The following is an 18,444-nucleotide window of genomic DNA, read 5'->3' on the forward strand; positions in this document are numbered from 1 at the left end:
ACCCCGTGCGGTCAGGACAGTGACCAGACCTGGTTGGGCTGGGTGCCGCCACCGCCGTAGCAGTCCCAGATCTGGAGCTGCGCGCCGTTCCAGGAACCACCGGCGTCGAGGCACTTGCCGGACTGCGGGTTGGTGATCGTGCCGTTCGCATTGACCTGCCAGCCCTGCGCGCCAGTGCCGTTGCACGTCCAGAGCTGTACCTTGGCCCCGTTGGCGGTCGAGCCGCCGTTGACGTCGAGGCACTTGCCGGACTGCGGGTTCACGAGCTGGCTGCCGGTGCGGTCCCACAGCTGGTTCCACGTGCCCCAGCAGTCCCAGAGCTGCACGGCAGTGCCGTCAGCTGTGCCGAACCCGGCGACGTCGAGGCAGCGCCCGCTCTGCTGGCCCTTCACGCTCTTCGCCGTGCCGCCGCCCTCGGTCACGTTCGCGGAGAAGTTGCTGACCGCCAGGCCGGTGCCGCCCTGCCAGGGCTCGAATCCGGCCTGGATGCTGGTGAGGTACCAGGCGCTGGTGACCTGGGTGCGGGCGTCCACGTCGTCCAGGAAGTCCTTGACGTTGAACGACCAGCTCGTGATCGGCGACGGGGCCACATAGGACACGACGTCGTTGCCGCCGTTGTTGCCCTGCCAGACCTCCCAGCTCCGGCCGCCGATCGTGGTCGTGCCGCGCTGGGTGCCGATCGGCTGGATCGGCCCCTGCCGGTTGAACCAGATCATGATCTCCATCTGGTTGACGCCGTCCTTCTTCGGCGCCGGATCGAGCCAGATGTCGTAGGAGGCGTTGAAGATCCCGGGCGTGTAGTGGTAAGTGATCGACGAGTCCACCCGGCCGATCGTGCTGACCTGCTTCGGCAGGCTCGTGTCCGGCGAGCACTGGGTGTAGTGGCAGCCGGCGAAGATCGATGGGTAGGACAGCGGCGCGCCGTTCGCCGGCACCGAACCCTGCTGCTCGGTGATCTGGAAACCGCCGCCGGTAGCGTTGACGCACTGCCGCGCGGTGCTCCCCCATCGGTTGTTCTGCACGATGTACCTGCCCTGGACCGACGAGCCGAACTGCTCGCAGACCACGGTGTCCGCGTGGGCCGGCGTGCCGGCTGCCACCTGTGTCGTGAGGGTGGCGGCCAGGGCCAGGAGCGCCGTGACCCAGAAGCGGTGGAGTTTCATCATCGTCCTCCAGACTGGATGGTTCCCGAAAGTGTGGGAGCGCTCCCACACGGCAGTGCGTCACATGAAACCACACCGAAACATCGAAGAAAAGCTCTGCCCCGCGCCAACCCCGGCGAGGGCCGGGCCGCAGATCCTCAAGGGACTTTCGGAAACTCTCCCTGCGGACCCCACCCGAGGACACCTCGGCGGCAGACCAGCAGGTGAGCTACTCCGGCAGGAGACAGGCCAGTTCAATCCACTGTGTACCGAGGCTCGGCGTGCACGAACTCGGCGTGCCACACGTATTGACGGCCGTTCATCGCTAGCCCTATCTTCTCGGTAACTTCCCGGAAACACGATCGGAAAGTTTACGATACATGTCTCTCCCTCAGGCACAGGAATGGAGCACGGCATGCCCAGTTCCACCCGACAGCCCCGGCAGTACTCGTCAGGCCCTCCGATGCGCTTGCTGTCCACACTGGCCGCAGCCGCGCTGTGCGCCGGAGCACTCAGCACCGTGACGGCAAGCCCCGCGTCGGCGGCGCCCGTGACGCTCAGGTCCGCCGCAGCGGCCAAAGGCATCTACTTCGGCGGAGAGATCTCCCAGCCCCTGCTGTCGAACTCCACGGCGACGTCCCTGGCCGCCGCCCAGTTCGGCATGATCACGCCAGAGAACGAGATGAAGTGGGACGCCACCGAACCCTCACCGGGAAACTTCACGTTCGCCGCCGGCGACGCGATCGTCCAGTTCGGACGCTCGAACGGCATGCGGGTGCGCGGGCACACGATGGTCTGGGCCAACCAGGTGCCGTCCTGGGTGGGCGCGCTGCCGCCTGACCAGGTCCGGGCAGCGATGGAGCGTCACATCTCCGGCCTCGGCAACCACTACCGTGGCCAGGTCTACGCATGGGACGTCGTCAACGAGCCCTTCGACGACAGCAACAACTGGCGGGACAGCCCGTTCCTGCGGGCGATGGGCCCCGGCTACATCGCCACGGCACTGCACGCGGCCCGCGCCGCCGACCCGGGAGCCAAGCTCTACATCAACGACTACAACATCGAGGGCGTCAACGCGAAGAGCGACGCCATGTACAACCTCGTGAAGTCGCTCAAGAGCCAGGGCGTGCCGCTCGACGGCGTCGGCTTCGAAGGTCACCTGATCACCGGGCAGGTACCTGCGGACCTCCAGGCCAACATGGCCCGGTTCGCCGCGCTCGGCGTGGACGTGGCGATCACGGAGCTCGACGTCCGCATGCCGGTACCCGCGAGCGAGGCCAACCTCGCCCAGCAGGCCACCGACGACGCGAACATCGTCCGGGCCTGCCTCGCCGTCCCGCGCTGCGTGGGGATCTCGCAGTGGGCGGTCGGCGACGCGGACTCCTGGGTACCGGGCTGGTTCCCAGGAGAGGGCGCCGCAACGCTGTTCGACATGAACTACCAGCCGAAGCCGTCGTACCACGCGGTGATCGCCGCGCTCGGCGGCGGGCCGCAGCCCCAGCCGGGCGGTTCCACCTCGCTCGGGGCCGCGACGTGGCTGATCAGCTCGGGCTCGCACCGGTGCCTGGACGCGCCGGCCGGCGGCGGGAACGGTTCCCGGATGCAGATCTGGGACTGCTGGGGCACGGCGAACCAGTCGTTCGTCCTGGCCGGCGACGGCTCGGTCCGGCTGCAGGGCGCGCAGGCCGGCACGTGCCTCGACGCCCCGCTCGGCGGTGGGGCCGGCTCGGCGGTGCAGATCTGGGGCTGCTCGGGTAACAGCAATCAGAAGTGGGCACTGAGGACGGACGGCTCCCTGGTGAGCGAGCCGACCGGCCTGTGCGCCGGGGTCGCTGGCGCGGCAACGAACAACGGCAGCGCGATCATCCTGTGGCAGTGCCTGCCCGTACCCGACCAGCGGTGGGGGTTCAACGGGCACCAGATCGCTGGTACCGGGTCCGGCCGGTGCCTCGACGAGCCGCTCGGCGCGGGCAACGGCACGCAGCTGCAGATCTGGGAGTGCCACAGCGGGCAGAACCAGGTGTTCACGCTGGGCGGTGACGGGGCGGTCCACGACCGGTACGGCAGGTGCCTCGACGTGCCGGCCGGCGCGGGCAACGGGGCCAGGCTCCAGGTCTGGGACTGCTCGGGCGGGCAGAACCAGAAGTGGGTACTGACGGCCTCCGGCGCGATCACCAACCCGGCTTCGGGCCTGTCGCTGGACGTGGCCAACGGCAGCACCGCGAACGGCAGCCGGGTCCAGCTGTGGACGTACGGCGGCGGCTCGAGCCAGAAGTGGAGCATGCGCTAGGTACTCCCACCGGGTGCCCGCCGTCCCGCGGGCACCCGGTCACCCCCGCGGAGCCGGGCCGGTGCTCTCCCGGACGACCAGGCGGGTGGCCAGTTCCATCCGGAGGGTCCCCTCGGGGAGCACGGAACCCGCGCCCTGGAGGACGATCCGGGTGGCCATCGTGGCCATCTCCCGGAGCGGCTGGCGCACCGTGGTCAGCGGCGGGGACGCCCACTCGGCGTTCGGCACGTCGTCGAATCCGACGATGCTCACGTCCTTGCCCACCCGCAGCCCGGCCTGCCGGACCGCCTCGTACGCGCCGAGGGCCATCAGGTCACTGCTGGCGAACACCGCGGTGGGCGGCTCGGCGAGTGCCAGCAGGTCCCGCATGCCGGAGAAGCCTGTCGTGTAGTAGAAGTTGCCGGGCCGGATCAGCTCCGGCAGGACCGGGAGGCCGGCGGATTCCAGTGCCGAGCGGTAGCCGTCGAGGCGGGCCCGCGCGCACAGCGTCTCTTCCAGGCCCTGGAGGATGCCGATCCGGCGGTGCCCGAGTTCGATGAGGTGCTGGGTGGCCGCCATGCCGCCCTGCCAGTTCGTCGCGCCGACGGACGGGATGGCCGGGTCGGGGCTGCCGACCGGGTCGACGACGGACATCGTGACGCCCAGCGACTTCACACGCTGGCGCTGGGCCGGGGTGAGGTCGGTGACGGCGAGGACAACCCCGTCGGAGCCGCGCTTCGCGAGGCTGTCCAGCCAGCGGGTCAGGCCGTCGGTGTCGCCGTGCGTCGCAGTCAGCACGACGCCGGAGCCGTGCTCGGCCGCCTCGCGCTGCACGCCCTGCATCACCTCTCCGGCCCAGAGCGTGTCGACTTCCCGGATCAGGAGGTCGACCAGGCCGACGGCCTGGGTGGGGCGGGGACGGCGGCGCAGGTAGTTGTGCCGGCGCAGCAGCTCCTCCACGCGGGCCCGCGTCTCGGGGGCGACCTGGCTGTGCCCGTTGAGGACCTTGGAGACGGTCGGCTTGGACACCCCGGCCTCCTCCGCGATCTCCGCGATGGTGACGCGGTGCGGCTCCGGCGTCCGCTCGGCAGCCCCGGGACTCTGTCGGCCTGGCATGTGCACCCCTTCGCTTCCGCTGACCCGTCAGCCCGGAGATTAGCAAACCCTCTCACAAGTTTCGGTCGTGTTTCGGCACCAAGGCCAGCCCAAGACACCCTCGTTACCGTGCCGTTACCGAAGTAGACATTGACACTCTTCTTGCCAGCGCTCTACGTTCGCTTCGAAACATGTGACCGCAACTCTACGAAAGTTTCTGTGATCGAAGGACGATCCCATGACGAGAACTCGCAGCACACTCCGTACCGCTGTGGCCGTGGCGGCCTCGGCGCTGGCACTGGCACTGGCCGCGTGCGGCTCCCCCGCGGACGCCGGGCCGTCGATGCAGGTGTGGGTGCTCCAGGACAAGGCGCTCAACCCCGTCCAGCAGAAGGTCACCGACACCTACAACGCGGGGAAGCCCTCCGTGCGGGCCGCCGTCCAGCCGTTCGCGAACGACCCGTACAAGCAGAAGCTCCAGACCGCGATTGGCTCTCCCAACGCGCCGGACGTGTTCCTCAACTGGGGCGGCGGCAACCTGAACACGTACGTGAAGGCCGGCAACGTCACCGACCTCACCGCGGCGCTCGACGCGAACCCTGCGTTCAAGAACTCGTTCCTGCCCAGCGTGCTCGACGGCGGGAAGATCAATGGCAGGTACTACGGCGTGCCGATGGCCGGCGTGCAGCCCGTCATCCTGTTCTTCAACAAGGACGTCCTCGCCAAGGCCGGCGTCACGGCTCCCCCGGCCACGTGGGCAGCCATGCTGGCCGCGATCGACCGGCTCAAGGCGGCGGGCGTCATCCCGATCGCGCTGGCCGGCTCGCAGGCGTGGACGGAGCTGATGTGGCTGGAGTACCTGCTCGAACGGGTCGGCGGGCCGCAGGTGTTCGCGGACATCGAGGCCGGCAAGCCTGGTGCCTGGTCGCATCCGGCCGTCCTCACGGCGCTCACGATGATCCGCGACCTGGTCGACCGGGGCGCGTTCGGCACGAGCTTCGGGTCGGTGGGCCAGGACTCGGGCGGCGCTGACGCGCTGCTCGCCAAGGGCAAGGCCGGGATGCTGCTGATGGGCTCGTGGGAGTACGCGGGGCAGCTGTCCACCGCGCCGGAGTTCGTCCAGAACGGCAGGCTCGGCTGGGCACCGTTCCCGGCTGTCGAGGGCGGCAAGGGCGACGCGAAGGCCGTGGTCGGCAACCCGTCCAACTTCTTCTCCGTGTCGGCCAAGTCGGCGCACGGGCCGCACGCGATCTCCTACATCGAGAAGACGGTCACCTCGCCCGACTACGTCAGCGGCCTGATCAAGATCGGGCAGGTACCGGCGGTGGCCGGCCTGTCCGCCCAGCTCGCCAGCGGCCCGAACGCCAGCTACACGACGTTCGTCTACGACATGGTGAAGGACGCGCCGTCGTTCACCCAGTCCTGGGACCAGGCTCTCGACCCGGCGACGGCCCAGAAGATGCTGACGAACCTCCAGCAGGTGTTCAACAAGCAGATCAGCCCGCAGCAGTTCGTCACCGCGATGGGGACGTAGTGGCCCGCGAACCCCGGTCCGGGCGGCCCGGCCTGGTCTGGGCCGTCCCGGCACTCGTGTACTTCGCCGCCCTGGCACTGTTCCCCATGATCCTGGTCGTCGGCCTGAGCTTCTGCTCGTGGAACGGCCTCGGCGATCCACAGTGGATCGGGCTGGGCAACTGGCGGAAGCTGGCCAGCGACCCGCAGCTCGGGTCCTCGCTGTGGCTGTCGCTGGAGACAGGCGTGGTGACCTGGCTCGTGCAGACCGCGATCTGCCTGCCGCTGGGCGTGTGGTCGGCCGGGCGGCAGCGGTCCCGCGCTGTGGTCTCGACGATGTTCTTCGTGCCGCTGCTCATGTCCAGCGCTGCCATCGCCCTCGTGTTCAGCGCGCTGCTCGACCCGAACTTCGGCCTGGCCGGCCTGCTCGGGCCGTGGCTCGGCGTGGACGACGGGAACTTCATCGGCAGCCCCGGCCTGGCGATCTGGGCCGTGATGTTCGTGATCACCTGGCAGTTCGTGCCCTTCCACACCCTGCTGTACCAGGCGGCCACCCGCCAGATCCCCGTCGTGCTCTACGAGGCGGCCACTCTCGACGGAGCCGGCCGCTGGCGGCAGTTCTTCTCGATCACCGTCCCGCAGCTGCGCAACAGCATCGTCACGTCCTCGGTACTCATGCTCGTCGGCTCGCTGACCTACTTCGACATCGTGCTGCTGCTCACCAGCGGCGGGCCGGGTACCGCGACGCGCACGCTGCCACTGCACATGTACCTCACCGGGTTCAGCAGCTTCGACATGGGACTCGGCAGCGCGCTCGCCACACTGCTGCTGATCGCCGGCACGGCCCTCTCGCTGCTGGTCGTCCGGGTGACCGGCTTCCGGCGGATGGCCAGCGTACGGGAGGGCCTGTGAGACGGCTGAACCTCCCGGGCGGGACGGCCGCAGCACTGTGGCTGGTCGTCGTCGCCGTCCCGCTGTACTACGTCATCGGCTCCAGCCTCCGCACGCAGGCCGACTACCTCGACGCGGGCCCACTGGCACCGCCGTCGGACCCCGTGCTCTCCAACTACGGCACGGTCTTCGCCTCGGGCTTCGGCCACTACCTGCTCAACAACGTCCTCGTCACCGTGGCCGTAGTGGCGATGACGCTGGGCTTGGCGATGCCGGCGGCGTACGCGATCGTCCGGTCCCGCAGCCGGCTGGTGTCCGCCGGGTTCTCCGTGATGCTGATGGGGCTGGCCATCCCGGCCCAGGCGGCGATCATCCCGGTGTACCTGATCATCACGCGGCTGCACCTGTACGACACCCTCGCGGCGATCGTGCTGCCCTCCGTGGCCTTCGGCCTGCCGATGGCGATCCTCGTGCTGTCGTCGACCCTCCGCGACATCCCCGCCGAGCTGTACGAGGCGATGACAGTGGACGGCGCCGGCCCGCCCAGGGTGTTCACGAGCCTGGTCCTGCCACTGACCAGGCCCGGGCTGATCACCGCAGGCATATACACCGCGCTCGGCGCGTGGAACGGCTTCCTGTTCCCGCTCGTCCTCACCCAGTCCGACTCGCAGCGCACCCTGACCCTCGGCCTGTGGAACTTCCAGGGCCAGCACGGCATCGACGTGCCGGCCACGATGGCCGCCGTCGTCCTGTCACTCCTGCCGCTGCTCGGCGCGTACCTGGCCGGCCGGCGTCACCTGCTGTCCGGCCTGACCGCCGGGTTCGGCAAATGACTCCCCGACCCGAGAGGCAACCATGCTGATCAGCAACCCGGTACTGCCCGGCTTCCATCCCGACCCGGCCATCCTCCGCGCCGGAGAGGACTACTACCTGGCCACGTCCACCTTCGAGTGGTATCCGGGCGTGCGCCTCCACCACTCCCGCGACCTCGTCCACTGGCGTCCCCTCGGCGGGATCCTCGGCGAACGGCGGCTGCTCGACCTGTCCGGAGTTCCCGACTCCGGCGGTGTCTGGGCGCCGTGCCTGTCCCACGCGCACGGCCTGTTCCATCTCGTGTTCACGCGCGTCGACAACCACACGGGTGGCTGGTGGGACGCGCAAAACTATCTGACGACGGCCTCGGACCCGGAAGGACCGTGGAGCGATCCGGTGCCGCTGCACGCGCGGGGCTTCGACGCCTCGCTCTTCCACGACGAGGACGCGTGCTGGCTGTTGTCGCTCACCGCTGACTGGCGGCCTGGCCACAACCCCTTCGGCGGTATCCAGGCACAGCGGTTCGACTGCGAGAAGCAGGTGCTGACCGGGGACGTGCACCACATCTACTCCGGTACCAGCGCCGGGATCACCGAAGGCCCCCACATCTACCGGCACGGCGGCTGGTACTACCTCGTGACGGCCGAGGGCGGCACCTCCTGGCAGCACCAGGTCACCATCGCCCGCTCCCGTACCGTGCTCGGCCCCTACGAGACCGACCCGGCAGGCCCGGCACTGACCTCCCGCGACCATCCCGGCCTCGCCCTCCAGAAAGCCGGGCACGGCAGCCTCGTCGAGACCAGCACCGGGCAGTGGTACCTCGCCCACCTGGCCGGCCGGCCGATCACCGAACGCGGCCGGTGCGTCCTCGGCCGGGAAACCGCGCTCCAGCCGGTCACATGGGGCGGCGACGGCTGGCCCCGGATCGGCGACGGCACACCGGCCGTCGAGGTACCAGCACCCAGCCTGCCCGCGCATCCCTGGCCAGCGACCCCTGTCACCGACACGTTCGCGGATTCGCGGCTCGGGCCGGACTGGAGCACGCTGCGCAGGCCAGAAAGTCCAGAGTGGATCGACCTGGGCACGAGCGGGCGGCTGCGCGTGCACGGCGGCCAGTCCCCGCGCGGCAACCGTTCCCCGAGCCTGGTGGCCCGGCGGGCGACGAGCCTGCACTGCGCCCTGGAAACCACCATGCTCTTCACACCGGCCACACCACACCAGTTCGCCGGGGTGGCCGCGTACTACGACACGCGCAACTGGCACTTCGCCCACGTGCACCCGCATGAAGGCGGCCGGGCGCTGAGCGTGCTCACGTGCGACGACGGGACCCTGACTGCCCACAGTGGAACGGCGGTCGCCCTGCCGGACGGCGAGCCCGTCCAGTTGCGGGTCGCCATCGACGGTGACCGGGTGCGGTTCGCCTACGGGCTCATCCCCAGCCGCCAGTGGCACGAACTCGACGCGGACTGCGACGCGACGATCCTCTCCGACGAGTACGCCGGAGAAAAGAACCCGCCAGACGGCCGTGAGGGCAGTCCTGCCTTCACCGGCACCTTCCTCGGCCTCTGGGTCTGCGACCTCGGCGCCGACGGCGGCTATGCCGACTTCACCCAGGCCACCTACACCACCCAGCAGAGGAGCACACGATGAACCCTGTCCCCGCCGACCGGTTCACCTTCGGCCTGTGGACCGTGGGCTGGCGGGCCGCCGACCCGTTCGGCGACCCTGCCCGGCCAGCCATCGATCCCGTGGAGACTGTCCACCGGCTCGCGGAGCTGGGCGCGTACGGCGTCACGTTCCACGACGACGACCTCGTGCCGTCCGGGGCTGGCGAGCCAGAGCGCGCCGACCGGATCAAGCGGTTCAGGGCGGCGCTGGACGCGACCGGCCTGACCGTGCCGATGGCCACCACGAACCTGTTCACCCATCCCGTTTTCAAGGACGGCGCGTTCACCGCCAGCGACCGGTCCGTCCGCCGCTTCGCGCTGCGCAAGGTCATGCGGAACCTGGACCTGGCCGCAGAGCTCGGCGCGGAGACCTACGTGTTCTGGGGCGGCAGGGAAGGCTCGGAGTCCGACGCGGCGAAAGACGTGCGCGCCGCCCTCGACAGGTACCGGGAAGGGCTGGACGTCCTCGCCAGCTACGTGACTGACCGGGGCTATCGGATCCGGTTCGCGATCGAGCCCAAGCCCAACGAGCCCCGGGGCGACATCCTCCTGCCGACGATCGGGCACGCCCTGGCCTTCATCACGACGCTCGATCACGCCGGCATGGTCGGGCTGAATCCCGAGGTCGGGCATGAGCAGATGGCCGGGCTGAACGTCGTGCACGGCGTCGCGCAGGCGCTGTGGCACGGCAAGCTCTTCCACATCGACCTCAACGGGCAGCGCGGGGCGAAGTTCGACCAGGACCTCGTGTTCGGCCACGGTGACCTGCTCAGCGCGTTCTTCCTCGTCGACCTGCTGGAACACTCCGGCTACGACGGCCCCCGCCACTTCGACTACAAGCCGGCCCGTACCGAGGACGTGACGGGCGTGTGGCAGTCCGCCGCCGCCAACATGCGCACGTACTTGCTCCTCAAGGAGCGAGCGGCAGCCTTCCGCGCCGACCCCCGGGTACAGGAGGCGCTGGACGTGGCTCTCAGCGCCGAGCTGGCAACGCCGACCCTCGGCGAGGGCGAGACCTACGCGAGCCTGTTCTCCGACCGCTCGGCGTACGAGGACTTCGACCCGGAGGCCGCAGCCACGCGCGGTTGCGGGCACGTCCGGCTGAACCAGCTCGCGATCGAGCACCTGATGGGTGAGCGATGACGCTGGTGGCTGGCGTCGACTCGTCCACCCAGGCCTGCAAGGTCGTGGTCCGGGACGCTGCGACCGGAGCCCTGGTCCGCCAGGGCTCCGCCCCGCACCCGGACGGCACCGAGACGCACCCGGAAGGATGGTGGCTGGCGCTCGGCACCGCGATCAGGGCAGCCGGCGGGCTCGGCGACGTGGCGGCGCTGGCCGTCGCCGGTCAGCAGCACGGCATGGTCTGCCTCGACGACACGGGCGACGTCGTCCGCCCCGCTCTGCTGTGGAACGACACCCGGTCAGCCACGGCAGCCGCTGACCTGGTGTCGGAACTCGGCGCGGCGGCCTGGGCGGACGCCGTCGGCACTGTCCCGGTCGCCTCGTTCACCGTGACGAAGCTGCGCTGGCTGGCTGAGCACGAACCGCACAACGCGGACCGGGTCGCCGCCGTGTGCCTGCCCCACGACTGGCTGACGTGGCGACTGCGGAACAGCCGTGACATCACGGCGCTCACCACAGACCGCAGCGACGCGTCGGGCACCGGTTACTGGTCACCGGCCACCGGGCGCTATCGGCTCGACCTGCTCGAACGGGCCTTCGGCCGGACGGTTGCCGTGCCGGCCGTCCTCGGCCCCGCTCAGCGCGTGGCTGGAGTGTCCCGGGTGCTCGGGCCCGGCGCGGGTGACAACGCCGCCGCGGCCCTCGGGCTGGGGGCCGGGCCCGGCGACGTCATCGTGTCGATCGGGACCTCCGGGACGGTGTTCGCCGTGGCCGAGAAACCGAGCGCAGACCCGTCAGGGACCGTCGCCGGGTTCGCCAGCGCCACCGGCCGCTTCCTGCCGCTGGCCTGCACGCTCAACGCGGCCCGTGTCCTCAGCGCGGCCTCGGCGATGCTCGGCGTGGGCCTCAGCGAACTGTCCCGCCTGGCCCTGACAGCCCCGCCCGGCGCCGAAGGCCTGACCCTCATCCCGTACCTGGAAGGCGAACGCACCCCCAACCTGCCACACGCGACCGGCTCGATCCACGGCCTGACGCTCGCCAACGCCACCCCCGGCAACCTCGCGCGCGCCGCGATCGAAGGCATGCTGTGCGGCCTCGCCGAAGGGCTGGACGCGATCACCGCACTCGGCGTACCCGCGCACCGAATCCTGCTGGTCGGCGGCGGTGCCCGTTCCGAGGCTGTCCGGGCCATCGCGCCCGCGATCCTCGGCCGGCCGGTGCACGTGCCGCCACCCGGGGAGTACACGGCCACCGGAGCAGCGATCCAAGCAGCCTGGGTACTCAGCGGAACCAGCGAACCACCACAGTGGACCATTGGCCCGATGGAGGTCCGCGAATCCGAGCCAGCGCCGTGGATCCAGGAAAGGCATCGTGCTGTGGCAGCACCGCTGTTACGCTCCGCCGCGTGACGCACACTCGCACCATCGGCACGGCCACCGTCGTCGCGCTGGCCGACGGCCACGGCTCCCTCGACGCACCGCGAGCCGAGGCCTTCCCCTCCGCGACAGCTGCGGACTGGGCCCGGGCCGACGCGCTCGACCCGCACACCCTGACGGCGGACGGCCAGTGGTCCCTCTGGTTCCGCGCCTACGCCATCCGGCTCGGTGAGGACGAGGTCGTCATCGTCGACGCCGGGATCGGCCCGGCCGACTCGCCCGCCAGCTCGTGGGCACCCGTGCCCGGCACGCTGCCCGACGAGCTGGCCGCTGCCGGCATCAAGCCGGAACAGGTACGGCGGGTGGTGCTCACCCATCTGCACCCCGACCACATCGGCTGGTCGGGACTCTTCCCGGACGCCAGCCTGCTCGTGCAGCGGGCGGAGTGGGAGTGGATCCCTGAGGAGCTGCGCGAGCTGATCCCCGCCGACCGGCTCGAACTGCTGGACGGTGAGACCACACTCGCTCCCGGTGTCACCGTGCTGCCGACGCCCGGGCACACGCCGGGACACCAGTCCGTGCTGGTCAGCGACGGCGAGAGCCTCGTGGCGATCACGGGAGACCTGTTCGTGCACGCCATCCAGGTCGTCGCGCCGGAGGCCGGCTTCGCGCACGAGATGGACCAGGACGCGGCCCGCCAGTCCCGCCTCGCCCTGCTGGACCTGGTCACCCGGCACGGCGGCGAACTCGCCACCCCGCACCTGACCGCGCCCTTCGTCCAGCCTTCCCGGTAACACCACACCGCACAGACCGTGGACCGGGACAGCAGGAGGCGGACTGACTCGAACTGCCGGCCGCGACCTCGCCTGTCACCGGACTGTTAGCACCAAAAAGTCTGCCTTGAAGGTGCCGAGTTCGCCGTCGAAGCGCCGCTGTGCCGCGATCTGCGCCTGAGCGTCTGCCGGCAGCGGGAACTGGATTGCCTCCGGTCCGGCTCACGAGAGAATGCTCCGATGAGCAACGACGTGAGGCGGGCCGCAGTGGCCGCGCTGGTCAGGCTTGGAAGAAGCCACTACTACCACGACAGGGCGGACGCGGGGCGCAGCCTGGCCAGCTTCGCTGAGATGCCCGAGGCACGGGCGGCGTTGCTGGGCCTCGTGCTCGATGCCGGTGACACGTTCGTCACCCGCGCGACCGCAGAGGCGCTGCTGCGGCGTCAGGACTCAGCCGGGCTCGCCGTGGTCGCCTCGGCGCTCGCCGTCGCCGATCCCAACCACGCCGATTGGATCCACACCGCAGTGGACGATGTATTCGGGGTATTAGCCAGCGAACGGGACGCCGCCGTACGGGAGTGCCAGGCGCTGGGGCGAGACGCCGATGAGCAAATGCGCCGCGGCGTGCACGAGCTGACCGCCAGACTCACCAGAATCAACCCGATCCTGTACCCAGATTCGGCTGACTAGGCATCGGCCCTGTGCTGCGTGCCCTCGGTGTCCTGCCGATCTTCGCCGGGCCTTGGCGGCCTCGTGCCGGGCCTTGCGGCGCGGGACCGCCAGGAACGTGACGGCCGCCGTTACGATGCCCGCATGCGTCGTGCCTGGCTGCCTGCCCTGGCTGGCCTGGCCGTGGCAGCCGCCCTGGCCGGTGCCGCGTGGTTCGCGCTGGACACGCCGGTGGAGCCCGCCCCGGCGCCGTCGTCTGCCGCCGCAAGCCCCGAGCCGGGTGCCGGTGCCAGCCCGGGCGCGGAACCGCACTCGGTACTCCCGCCGTCTGCCTCCCTGCCGGTGATCGACTACTACAAGGTGCCCGAAGGCTTCCCAGCCGACCCCGCGCCGGCCAGCCTCGCGCGGCTCAAGGAGGGCCTGCACCCCAACACCAGAATCGGCGTGTACGACGCCCCGGGTGGCCGGCCGCTCGCCTTCCTCGCCCCGGACATCCTCACTGTGCCGATCACGATGCCGATCGCCGCCGAAGACCGCGGCTGGGTGGCGGTACTGCTGCCCTCGGTGAACCGGACGATCGGCTGGACCCCGCCCGGCGACTGGGCCAGGGTACCGCTGCGCGACCAGCTCGTCGTGCGGCGCGGCGCGCACACCCTGACCTGGTTCCGTGACGACGTCGAGCAGAAGACCTGGCCTGTGACGCTGGGCGTGGCGGCCACGCCGACCCCGCTGGGCCGGACGTTCGTGCTCGGCCGCTCCCGGCTACGCGGCGAGGTGTACGCCGACACCGACGTGTGGGCACTCGGGTCCGTGCCAGACGATCCGATGTCCGTCCCCGAGGGACTGCGGGGCGCGCACACCGGCATCCACACCTGGCACAACGACTGGGCACTCGGCACAGACGACTCCGACGGCTGCATCCGGCTGACCAAGTCCGGACAGGAACAACTCCTCGCCGAGATCGCACCCGGCACGCCGGTCGTGGTCGTCGACTAGACCAGCTTGCCCTCAGCTACCAGCCATACAGCACTCTCCCCGAGCAGAACCCACTTGGGAAGACCCGTACCTGGCAGGCCCCTGTTGCCCGTCAGGCCAGGACGGCGCCTCACGTCAGGACCATTTCTCCCCACCACGAACACCCGGCCAGCCCGGGTAGCGGCGCACGGGATGCATCAGCGCACAGAAGAGATCGAAACGGAGGGCCTAGGCGGGGAGTTCGAGGGCCTGCCAGAGGTACCAGCTCGCGACCGTCCGGTACGGCTTCCAGCGCTCGCCCCGCTTCGCGACATCCTCCTTGGACGGCAGCTCCTTCGTGCGGAAGGCGAGCATGAAGCCCTTGCGGATACCGTAGTCGTCGAGCGGGAGCACGTCGGGGCGGCCGAGGCGGAACATGAGGAACATCTGCGCCGAGCTCGGGCAGCAGGCCCTCGTCGGCCCGCCGGGCGAGGTCGCGGCTACGCCTGGCTGAGGCCGTACGCTGCGGATGCCCTACGGCACCTGATGGGAAGTGCCCCGTTCCGGGGGATTGGGGAGCGAATCCCCCGGAACGGGGCACAGCTGTTAGCTGGCGGGGAGACCCTGGGTGACCAGCACCTCATCGATCGCGCCGTACCAGCGGTCCGCCGGGCCGGGCGTCCCGCCGGGCTGTGTGAACCATGCCCCGCCGATCAGGAACTGCCCGTTGGCGTCCCAGCCAGGGGTGGCCTTCGTGGCCGTGGTCGCCGGGCCGTCGTTCACCGACAGGCTCAGCTCCCGGGTCACCCCGTTGTAGGAGGCGGTGAGCTTCACCCACGTGCCGAGGTCCGCAGCCGAGATCGGCGTGGCCGACTTGGCGTGCACGAACGGGGACGTGCCCTGGTCGGTGTCAGCCTCCCGCATGGAGAACGACCAGTGCGGCACCCCGTCGAACACCCGGTAACCGAGGTAGAAGCCGGACACGTAGGTACCGCTCTGGGAGATCGCCGTCCGGTTGCCCGTTGGCAGGGTCGTGCCGTCGAGCCTGACCCAGGTGGTCACCGTGTACGACTGGCTGGTGCGCAGTACCTGCCCGGTCTGGGCATGGCCGGTGCGGTCGAACAACGCGCCCACCCCGACCTTGCCCGCCCCGGAGGCCGGGATGCTCGTACCCCCGGTGAAGCTCAGGTCATGCCCGTAACCGGAGGAGTCGTACGCGGCCGGGTCGGCACACGGCCCGCAGGGACCGTCGAAGTTGTACCCCGCCACCTTGGTCTGGCCGCCCAGCATGGTGGTGATCTCGGCGGGGGTGATCGCCCGGTCCCAGGCCCGCACGTCACGGATCTCGCCCACGAAGTACTCGCTGGGGTTGTTCCACTTGCTCCGGCCGATGGTGAGTGGCCCGGTGGCCCGCCACGGCACGGACGGCGCGGCGGCCGAACCGGCCAGCTTGCCGTTCACGTACAGGTGGATCTTCGCAGTGGCCGGGTCGTGCACGCCCACCAGGTGTGTCCACAGGTTCGGCGTCCCGGCACCCGTCGCCAGCACCACTGTGCGGGTGGTGGTCCCCGAGTCGGACTGCGACATGGAGAACTCCCAGCAGCCACAGCCCTTGGCGAGCTGGAGCTTGAAGTTGTACATGCTCACAGTGCCGTCCTGGCTGACCACCGCACGCCCCGAACTGGTGCCCCAGTTGACCGTGTCGGTCACCCGGGCCCAGGCCGAGACGGAGAAGGCGCGGCTGGTGTCGAAGACGTAGGGCACCGAGGCGTACTGCCCGGAACCGTTGAGCTTCAGAGCCGTGTCACCGCCGACGATCGGCCCGTCCGCGCCGAGCGTCCCGCCGCTCAGGGTCGCGTTGAGGCTCGTGCTGTCCGACATCGCGTTGTCCAGGACGGTCTCGCCGCCGGCCTCGTTCAACAGCCACTGCGCGACCGCGGGCTGCGGGGCGCGCACCGTGAACTGGTGGATCGTCCGGGCCCTGCGGCCGGCGAGGTCGAAGGCATCCACGTACAGGGTGCGCGGCCCGGCCTCGGCCAGGGTGGGCGTCCAGTAGACCGTGACGCTGCCACCGGTGGCCGACGGGAAGACCTGCGTGTCCGGCGCGTCACGCCAGCCCCACTTGTAGTACGCCACATCCGGTGAGCTCTGGAAGGTGAACTTGCCGGTCCTGCCGACCGAGCCACAGCCCTCCGGGGCACAACCGCTCGTCTTGTACACGTCGGCGTAGATCCCCGGCGCGGCCGGGTCCTCCAGGTCCACCTCGAACTCGCAGCTGTACACCAGCCCGCTGACCCCGCCACGGTAGTCGTTGGACTGCACGCGGAACTGGTACCGGCCCTGTGCCAGCGCCGGGAGGGTGATGTCCGCGTAGCCCCAGTTCGGGATGGAGTCCCGGTAGGTGCCACCCACATCGGTGTACCCGCTGCCGTTCCACTTCGCCCAGGCGAAGTGGACCTGGTGGTTGTCCGGGTCGTTGTTGTCACTGGCCCGGGCACGGATCGTCGGGGTCGCGGTACTCACGTACTGCTTCGCCCCGCCGGCCACGCAGCCCTTGCTGTCCACCTGGAGCTGGTCGGGGTTGTTGGGGATCGTGTTGTAGTCCACGGACAGCACGGGATTCGTGCGGAACCGCTTCCATTGGTTGAGGGTGCCCTCGTCGTGCGCGGCCAGGCCGAGCGTGACGTTGCCCCAGCCACTGCCCACGGCGTGCGCGACGATGTGCCCCACGCCGAACTCGATGTTCCCCGCGCCCTGGCAGCCTGCCTGCCCGTCGGAGCGCCGGTTGGCCGCGGTGCTCGCGGTCCATTCGCCGAACCAGTGGGGCTGGGCGTTCCAGCTCGTGTTGCCGTCGATGGCGCCGGTCAGCCAGACCTTGGCGTCCGAGGCGGGGTTGCAGGTCCAGGAGTGCCGCTGCTCGATGATGAACTTCGCGCCCTTGACCTGCCGTCCGGCCAGGAACCCGATGTCCATCCGGAACATCGACCTGATGAGGTACTGCTCCGAGTTGCAGGGGTAGGTGTCACAGGTACGGCCCACGCCTGCGGCGCCCTTGTCGGCGGCGTTCTGCATGAACCCGCCGCCCTGCCAGAACTTGCTGTTGCGGGTGTCGGAGCGCGAGACGACGAGGGTCCAGGCGTTGTCCTGTACCTGCCCGGTCCACTCCGGGTCGATGTGCACCGGGTACCGGGTCGCCGGGTCGGTGAGCACCGCCTGGTCGGGGACGACAGTCAGCTCCCCGCCGGAGACACTGACCGGCATCGGGGTCTGCTTCGGGCCGCGCGACTCGCGTTCCTGCTGGGCCTCCTTGAACTCCGAGGCGCTGGCCGCCTTGGTCCGCGAGACCGGGGCCGGCCGGGTACCGGAGTCCCACATCAGCGGGGTAGCCGAAGTGAACACGGGCTTGCCCGCGCCGTCCTTGGCGACCAGGCCGCCGCCAGAGTCCGAAGTCGACACACCCTTGGCCTGGAGCCCGAACCGGACCTTCTTCAGCGCCGGATGGGCCGCGGACTGCTGGTCCTTGACGATCAGAACCTCGGAGAAGCCCAGGGCCTTGGCCGTCACCTTCAGGTCAACGCCCGGCAGTACCTCGGGATAGGTGGCGCTGTCGCCGGACAGTACCGGGGCGGGCAGCGCGCCGTGCGGCCAGGAGATCGACACCTCCCGGCCCTGCTGGTCGGCCAGGGTGGCCAGTGGCCCGGTACCGCCGCCGGAGAAGGTCACCGGTAGCGCCCCCACCGCTGGGCGCACCAGGCCGTCCGTGCCGGGCTTGAGGGTGGTGTCGATCGCCGCCCAGCCGCCCGGTACCCGGCCCCACCGGGGCTCGACGGACTGCTCCAGTGTGAAGTCACCGGAGGGCTGGGCGAAGACCTGGGCGTTCTCGGTACGCGCCGACTGCACCTCGATCCGCTTGCCGCACTGCCTGGCCAGCTGTACGGCCGCCTGGTGGTCGCTCGCCGCCTCGGGCAGGCAGGGCTGGGCGGGGGCCGCGCCGGCCGGGCTGGTGGCCAGGGCGATCGGGGTGAGGCCGCCACTGAGGATCGCGGCCATGAGTAACAGGGGTGTTCTGAGGCTGGACATGGTTCATCCCATCCGGGAGGGGGAGATGGACCGGCCCGGTTGGCGCGCGCCAACCGGGCCGGGGACTTGCAGGGAAGGCTG

General features: G+C 70.2%; 13 protein-coding genes and 1 pseudogene. 10 read left to right on the forward strand and 4 right to left on the reverse strand.

Features of this window, described 5'->3' with window-relative positions; all coding sequences use genetic code 11:
• Nucleotides 1-11: 11 nt before the first annotated feature.
• Entirely contained in the window at nt 12-1,166 is a 1,155-nt protein-coding gene (locus A3G1_RS0104740; RefSeq protein ID WP_018348319.1) for a GH12 family glycosyl hydrolase domain-containing protein, read from the reverse strand.
• 391 nt (nt 1,167-1,557) lie between these two features.
• On the opposite strand from A3G1_RS0104740, the gene A3G1_RS33170 reads away from it, so the two are divergent.
• A complete protein-coding gene (locus A3G1_RS33170) occupies nt 1,558-3,432 on the forward strand; it encodes an endo-1,4-beta-xylanase (protein WP_157640914.1) in 1,875 nt (624 codons plus the stop codon).
• Nucleotides 3,433-3,471: 39 nt separating this feature from the next.
• Here A3G1_RS33170 and A3G1_RS0104750 read toward each other — a convergent pair whose 3' ends face one another.
• Nucleotides 3,472-4,527 carry a LacI family DNA-binding transcriptional regulator gene (locus A3G1_RS0104750; protein ID WP_018348321.1) on the reverse strand — a complete coding sequence of 352 codons (1,056 nt, stop codon included), beginning with the start codon at nt 4,525-4,527 and terminating at the stop codon, nt 3,472-3,474.
• 217 nt (nt 4,528-4,744) lie between these two features.
• Between A3G1_RS0104750 and A3G1_RS0104755 the strand changes: the two genes are divergently transcribed.
• From A3G1_RS0104755 to A3G1_RS33175, 9 genes are all read left to right on the forward strand, one after another.
• Entirely contained in the window at nt 4,745-6,040 is a 1,296-nt protein-coding gene (locus tag A3G1_RS0104755; protein WP_026211817.1) for an extracellular solute-binding protein, read from the forward strand.
• Complete coding sequence (locus A3G1_RS0104760) at nt 6,040-6,930, forward strand: carbohydrate ABC transporter permease (RefSeq protein ID WP_018348323.1); 891 nt, start codon at nt 6,040-6,042, stop codon at nt 6,928-6,930. Before A3G1_RS0104755 ends, A3G1_RS0104760 begins: the two co-directional genes overlap by 1 nt.
• Entirely contained in the window at nt 6,927-7,742 is an 816-nt protein-coding gene (locus A3G1_RS0104765; RefSeq protein WP_018348324.1) for a carbohydrate ABC transporter permease, read from the forward strand. Before A3G1_RS0104760 ends, A3G1_RS0104765 begins: the two co-directional genes overlap by 4 nt.
• A gap of 22 nt (nt 7,743-7,764) precedes the next feature.
• Nucleotides 7,765-9,372 (forward strand): glycoside hydrolase family 43 protein, encoded by a 1,608-nt coding sequence (locus A3G1_RS0104770; RefSeq protein ID WP_018348325.1) that lies wholly within the window; start codon nt 7,765-7,767, stop codon nt 9,370-9,372.
• Nucleotides 9,369-10,532 (forward strand): xylose isomerase, encoded by a 1,164-nt coding sequence (gene xylA / locus A3G1_RS0104775; protein ID WP_018348326.1) that lies wholly within the window; start codon nt 9,369-9,371, stop codon nt 10,530-10,532. Before A3G1_RS0104770 ends, xylA begins: the two co-directional genes overlap by 4 nt.
• Nucleotides 10,529-11,920 (forward strand): xylulokinase, encoded by a 1,392-nt coding sequence (gene xylB / locus A3G1_RS0104780; RefSeq protein ID WP_018348327.1) that lies wholly within the window; start codon nt 10,529-10,531, stop codon nt 11,918-11,920. The genes xylA and xylB overlap by 4 nt, the downstream gene beginning before the upstream one ends.
• A complete protein-coding gene (locus A3G1_RS0104785) occupies nt 11,917-12,681 on the forward strand; it encodes an MBL fold metallo-hydrolase (RefSeq protein WP_018348328.1) in 765 nt (254 codons plus the stop codon). The genes xylB and A3G1_RS0104785 overlap by 4 nt, the downstream gene beginning before the upstream one ends.
• A gap of 219 nt (nt 12,682-12,900) precedes the next feature.
• A complete protein-coding gene (locus tag A3G1_RS0104790; RefSeq protein WP_018348329.1) occupies nt 12,901-13,350 on the forward strand; it encodes a hypothetical protein in 450 nt (149 codons plus the stop codon).
• Nucleotides 13,351-13,473: 123 nt separating this feature from the next.
• The gene (locus tag A3G1_RS33175; protein WP_018348330.1) at nt 13,474-14,325 is read left to right on the forward strand and encodes a L,D-transpeptidase; all 852 of its coding nucleotides are present in this window, start codon (nt 13,474-13,476) and stop codon (nt 14,323-14,325) included.
• Between the two features lie 207 nt (nt 14,326-14,532).
• On the opposite strand, the pseudogene A3G1_RS0104800 reads toward A3G1_RS33175, so the two are convergent.
• Together A3G1_RS0104800 and A3G1_RS38145 are read right to left on the reverse strand one after the other, a co-directional pair.
• A pseudogene (locus A3G1_RS0104800) lies at nt 14,533-14,739 on the reverse strand (DNA-3-methyladenine glycosylase family protein); the annotation flags it as partial.
• Nucleotides 14,740-14,889: 150 nt separating this feature from the next.
• Nucleotides 14,890-18,363 carry a laminin G domain-containing protein gene (locus A3G1_RS38145; RefSeq protein ID WP_085985666.1) on the reverse strand — a complete coding sequence of 1,158 codons (3,474 nt, stop codon included), beginning with the start codon at nt 18,361-18,363 and terminating at the stop codon, nt 14,890-14,892.
• Between the last annotated feature and the right edge of the window lie 81 nt (nt 18,364-18,444).

Origin of the sequence: Longispora albida DSM 44784 (assembly GCF_000379825.1) — a bacterium.
Lineage (GTDB): Bacteria > Actinomycetota > Actinomycetes > Mycobacteriales > Micromonosporaceae > Longispora > Longispora albida.